5 protein-coding genes are annotated in these 5,018 nt (G+C 43.1%); all 5 read right to left on the bottom strand.

The genetic code is table 11. The features are described from left to right. Positions 1–40 precede the first annotated feature (40 nt). Entirely contained in the window at positions 41–265 is a 225-nt protein-coding gene (locus IQ229_RS12675) for a hypothetical protein (RefSeq protein ID WP_322743982.1), read from the bottom strand. 63 nt (positions 266–328) lie between these two features. Continuing rightward, complete coding sequence (locus tag IQ229_RS12670; RefSeq protein WP_194044188.1) at positions 329–1,339, bottom strand: SDR family oxidoreductase; 1,011 nt, start codon at positions 1,337–1,339, stop codon at positions 329–331. 769 nt (positions 1,340–2,108) lie between these two features. Continuing rightward, positions 2,109–3,380 (bottom strand): ATP-grasp domain-containing protein, encoded by a 1,272-nt coding sequence (locus IQ229_RS12665; protein ID WP_194044186.1) that lies wholly within the window; start codon positions 3,378–3,380, stop codon positions 2,109–2,111. A 192-nt stretch (positions 3,381–3,572) separates the two neighbouring features. Beyond that, a complete protein-coding gene (locus IQ229_RS12660) occupies positions 3,573–4,445 on the bottom strand; it encodes an isoaspartyl peptidase/L-asparaginase family protein (RefSeq protein ID WP_194044184.1) in 873 nt (290 codons plus the stop codon). A 14-nt stretch (positions 4,446–4,459) separates the two neighbouring features. Continuing rightward, positions 4,460–5,018: GTPase (locus IQ229_RS12655; protein WP_194044182.1), on the bottom strand; the 559-nt coding region annotated here is incomplete at its 5' end.

Raw genomic sequence — 5,018 nt, 5'->3', positions numbered from 1 at the left:
AATGACTACAAAGGACGACATTCACGGGTGATTATGTAATTTAGATGTGTTTTAGCTTACTGCTGGTGAATGCTGCTAGAATGTAGCCGCTAATTTGACTGAGAAACAGCAGAGTAACGGTTGCTGGAGTCAGGTTATAGGTAGACAGAATGGAGGGCAGAAGAACTCCTAATCCTGCTTCAGCTATCCCAATGGCAATAAAGGCATAGAAAGCGATTGCCGAACCTATCCACAGAGGCGGTAAGGTGCGTTGATAGTCTGTCATTGGCTGGAATGCTCCTGGATCGGACAATTTGACTGCTGAGATTTACTCAATTAATCAATCGCCTTATCCTTCCTTTTTGAATGCTTGACCTGCTAGAAATGCTAATGCTGCTGTACCAGCGATCGCACCCCACTGAAGAAGCGGATTTTTCTCTAGCCAGTCGGAAATGCTAGGTATAACTAAGTTACTATAGTCTCCCTTAACTCTTTCGTCTTCAGAAACAGATTGGTAAAAATTATTTGGTGCATCTTCAGACTTCGCCTCAGAAGAACGTAGTAAATCGAAGCCGACGAGTAGTAACAATGAATCTACTAATGATGGTGAGATGCGCTGTACCACATCTAATATTTTAGCTACATCTCCAACCAAGTAATCACGAGTTGGATGTTCGGCTACGTAGAGGATAGCATCAGCTACAAGTTTAGGGTCGTAGTAAGGTGGTATCCCCGAAGGCTTTACGCCTAATTTCGTCAGACCATTATTCCAAAAGGGGGTATTAATCACCGCTGGTTTCACACTCGTGACGCTGATCGGCCATTTTTCATGTTGCAACTCAAGGCGCATGGCTTCGATAAAGCCCTCAACCCCGTGCTTGGCTGCGGAGTAAGCACTTTGGTAGGGGAGCGATCGCCTACCTTCCATTGAAGAGACATGGATCAGCGCCCCCCGTCCCTCACGCTTCAGATGGGGTAGGGCTGCCATTGCACCATACACTTGTCCCAGGAGATCGACATCAATGACATGCTTAAACTCTTCTGGTTTTATGTTGTCGAAAGTGGCAAAGATGCCGATAGCAGAGACGTGTACCCATGTATCGAGTCGTCCGTACACTTCTACAGCTTTATCTGCGATCGCTTTAACTTGCTCAAATACTTCCACATCAGCTACGTAAAAAGTTGCTTCACCGCCAAAGCCGCGAATCTCCTCCACTAAAGACTTTAGCTTCGACTCACTCCGAGCCGAGACTACGACTTTTGCGCCACGTCTAGCAAACTCAAGAGCTGTGACACGTCCGATCCCGCTGGAGGCTCCGACGACAGAAACGACTTGCTGATTGATTGGCTTTAATTGCATAAGTGTTACTTTCTAAAATAAATTAGGGATTGGGAATTGCCTTCGAGAACGTTAGAGACTTTAGCTTCAATAAGTAATTCAGTCGCTTTGTTAGTATCAGTTGTTATTAAAAATATTTCTTAATAACTTTCCTAGTACATATATATGTTAATTATTGTTACGGTTGCATTTCTCTGTCTATTGGGGAATCTGAAAGCGCCACAAGAAGTAGATGTAAGCATTTTCTAGACTTTTAAGTAAGACTTTCGACTAATAAACATCAGGAACTTGGTCAACAAATCTTACAAAATCTCATCTGTCGCCTTTTACTTACTTAGAGGATCTTTAAAAAGTTTGTAGTAATGTATGAAATATTTGTTAACCCCACCCTAACCCTCTCCTTGTCAAGGCTACTCTGTACACACAAGTTGGAAATAATTGACAAATCCGGGTTTTACCCCACCCTAACCCTCCCCTTGCAAAGGGGAGGGAACTAGATTTTCCGGTTTCCCCCCAATGCATCGGGGGGATTAAGGGGGGTAAAAATGTGATTAAAATCACAGCCAAACACTTTTAAAACAACCTCTCAGACTCAACTTTTAAATGACACAATCTCCTGATGCTATTTACTTTTTTTACAAATAGTTTTTAGTCTGCTTTACTCCTCAATACAGATGCGAAAGCAGATTTAATTGAACTTCCCGCTCCCTTGAGTTTCTGGGCAATGGGTTGCACCCAAATCAATGCTACAGTGTGTGGCAATGCTGCAACTTTATCTGATTAAATCTGTTTAAGGGAGCCATTGTAATCCCTTATCCTGTAATTTCTGCTCGATATGCTGCATTTCCTGGATAGTTTCTCCAGTAACGATCGCATAAATTTCGGTGTAGATTTTTCCGTATTTGACCCTCTCTAAAGCCGACAGAACGATCAAGTCTTTGCGATCTAGTTCTGGTTTTAAAGTCACTAAAATTGAATCTAACGTTCCTTCCATACGGTAGTCACTGGAATATTTAGCTACTTCCTTTCCCAGTCCCAGTAGGGTATGACGCTGCAAGCACAACGGAGTCGAGCCATTAACTCGAAAATTGGCATCGATCGCATAAAATTGTCCGTCTCGATCTTCCAGCACATCAAAGCCAATCACGCCGAAATAACCCTGTTTGTGAGCATACTGACCAATGGCAGCAATCATCTCAAAAAATTTGCTCATATCAGTGTTGCGGTAGTCAATCAGTCCGCCTAAATAGTTGCCTTCTGGAGTGACGAGTTGCCTGGTAGTACCGATGAGGGTTATCTCTCCCGCTTTGTTGACATAGAACTGTACGCAGTAATTCTGCACCTCATTCTTGACGAACTCCGAGACAATAATCGTATCAATTAATTTAATATCAAGATATTTCCTGATTTCTTCAAAAGAGTAGTTCAAATCGCTGGAGCTTTTGATAATATAAGTGCCTTCTCCTGAGAGTCCGTGCGATGTTTTGATTAAATAGGGAAATTGTGGTAACTGAATGTCTTCGAGATTGACTTCATGCAAATTGTAGCTTTCGTATTTTGGACATTGCACCCCCAATTCGGCTAAAGTTACTTTGCTGAGTAAGCGGTAATGTGTGTCTGAATCAACAGCGTGTTTTTCAGGTTTTAGACGATCGAAGGGAAATAAAGTTATGAGTTTGTCAAAATGTTCGCCCTGGCTGAGGTCATCCAAATAAGTTGAGCAATCCATCATTTCAATATTGGAGTCGCTGAAGCCGAAATGCTCTTGCCAGTATTCAAGCAGAGACTTTGGTGGTGGAATAATCACAATTCCAGGAATGCGATCGCCTAACACAGCGAGATTTTTCCAAGGTTCTTTCTGACAAATCTTGTCGAAGGAGGTTTTTGTGGCTTCACTACTGCCATCTTGAATAAAATATTTTTTCCGGTTAGGATAAGCAGCCCAACTGCCAGTTGCAGGGTAATTTAAAATAAACCCATAAGATGCATCTGTGATATCTTCAGCAAACAGATCAGAAAGAGTACTCCCTTGAAAATAATGAAAGTCGTATTTTGAGTTCATTTACTCCTCCAAGAAACCGTAACCTTTTATGGATACGGTTGTTTATAAAAAATGAGTTACTGGATTTACAAGTAACACTAACTTGAAAAAAAACCTATATATTCAAACTTGAAAACTCAGATTGAATTTGGTTTTATTAATTACACATAAACTTAGCGTAGTGGGGCGTAACCCATTACGAATTGGTATGAGTTATTTCTTGGTAAAAGCAGCCACCTTCTCTTGTCCTGCGGTCATATAAGCACAAGCCATGTGTGATGAGTTATACGCCCAGCCAACTCGTCCTTGACGATCTATGAGGATGCACCCAGCTTCACCTTTAACCTTAGAAGCCAAAGCGTCAATTGCCATCTGTGCTGCTTCATCTGGATGTCGGTCTCCACTCAAAAAATCTATCGCAGTTTTAGCCAAAACCACCGGGATAATCGACTCGCCATCACCTGTTGTTGAGCAAGCGCCGATTTTATTATCAGCATACAAGCCACAGCCAACGATCGCAGTGTCACCGACGCGACCTTGTTGCTGCTTGGTAGTGCCGCCAGTTGAAGTACCAGCAGCTAAAATGCCGCTGCTATCCAAAGCTACACAGCCTATAGTGTTGGGGCGATCGATTACTTCTCGATCTTCCTTCCACTGCTGCCATTGCTCCTCAACTATTAAGTCTTCTTTTTTACACATTTCGGCACCACAATCTATAGCGAAGCGTTCTCCACCCCGCGCTACTAGCAGCCTGGGTTTTTCATCCATAATTTTTCGGGCAACCGAGATTGGATGACGTATACCCTGAACTGCTGCGATCGCTCCCCAACATAATGAGCCTTCCATAATCGCCGCGTCTAACTCCACTTCTCCGTCGCTGTTGAGAGTTGCACCAAGACCAGCGTTAAATGTCGGGTCAGCTTCCAAAACACGGGTAGCTGCTTCCACAGCCTCTGCGGCAGTACCTCCACTGATTAGCACAGCCCAACCAGCTTCTGCTGCTGCTGTGCAGCCTGCATTATTGGCTGCAACTTTGTCGTCTGTGATGGTTTTTGCTCCACCATGAACAATGATGGTCGGTATCATATAATCCCTTCTTGTTAGTATGAATTTTGTGGGACTGCAATTGCTTTAACAGGTTCGTCAATTAGTTGTAGCGATCGCATTTTTAAAGTCTCTAAACCGAAGCGCTGGGTTGCTGATATAAACACAGCTTCGGGATAATCTTGTTGAACCCTAGCCCAGGTTTCGCTATCTACTTTGTCAACCTTGTTAAAAGCAATCAAACTTTTTTCTGGAATCTCAGGCATTTCTTCGAGTATTTCCAGCACACTCGCAATATGGCTTTCCCAAGCTGGATGGGACAAATCCACAACATGAATCATCGCATCTGCCTCAACGACTTCCTCCAATGTGGCGCGAAACGCATCCATCAGTGCTGGCGGGAGTTCGTGAATAAACCCTACAGTATCTGTGAGCAAAATCGAGCGACGTTCATGTGTTTCTGGTTTTGTAATTACCACTTTGCGGGTTGTTGGGTCGAGGGTAGCAAATAGTTGATCTGCGGTGAAAACCTCAGCATTAGTTAATACATTTAACAAAGTAGATTTACCAGCATTGGTATAGCCAACTAATGCCAAAACCGGAATTTCTTGCTGT

Source organism: Nostoc cf. edaphicum LEGE 07299 (assembly GCF_015207245.1).
Lineage (GTDB): Bacteria > Cyanobacteriota > Cyanobacteriia > Cyanobacteriales > Nostocaceae > Nostoc > Nostoc edaphicum_B.
This window is presented reverse-complemented; position numbering and strand designations above follow the sequence as displayed.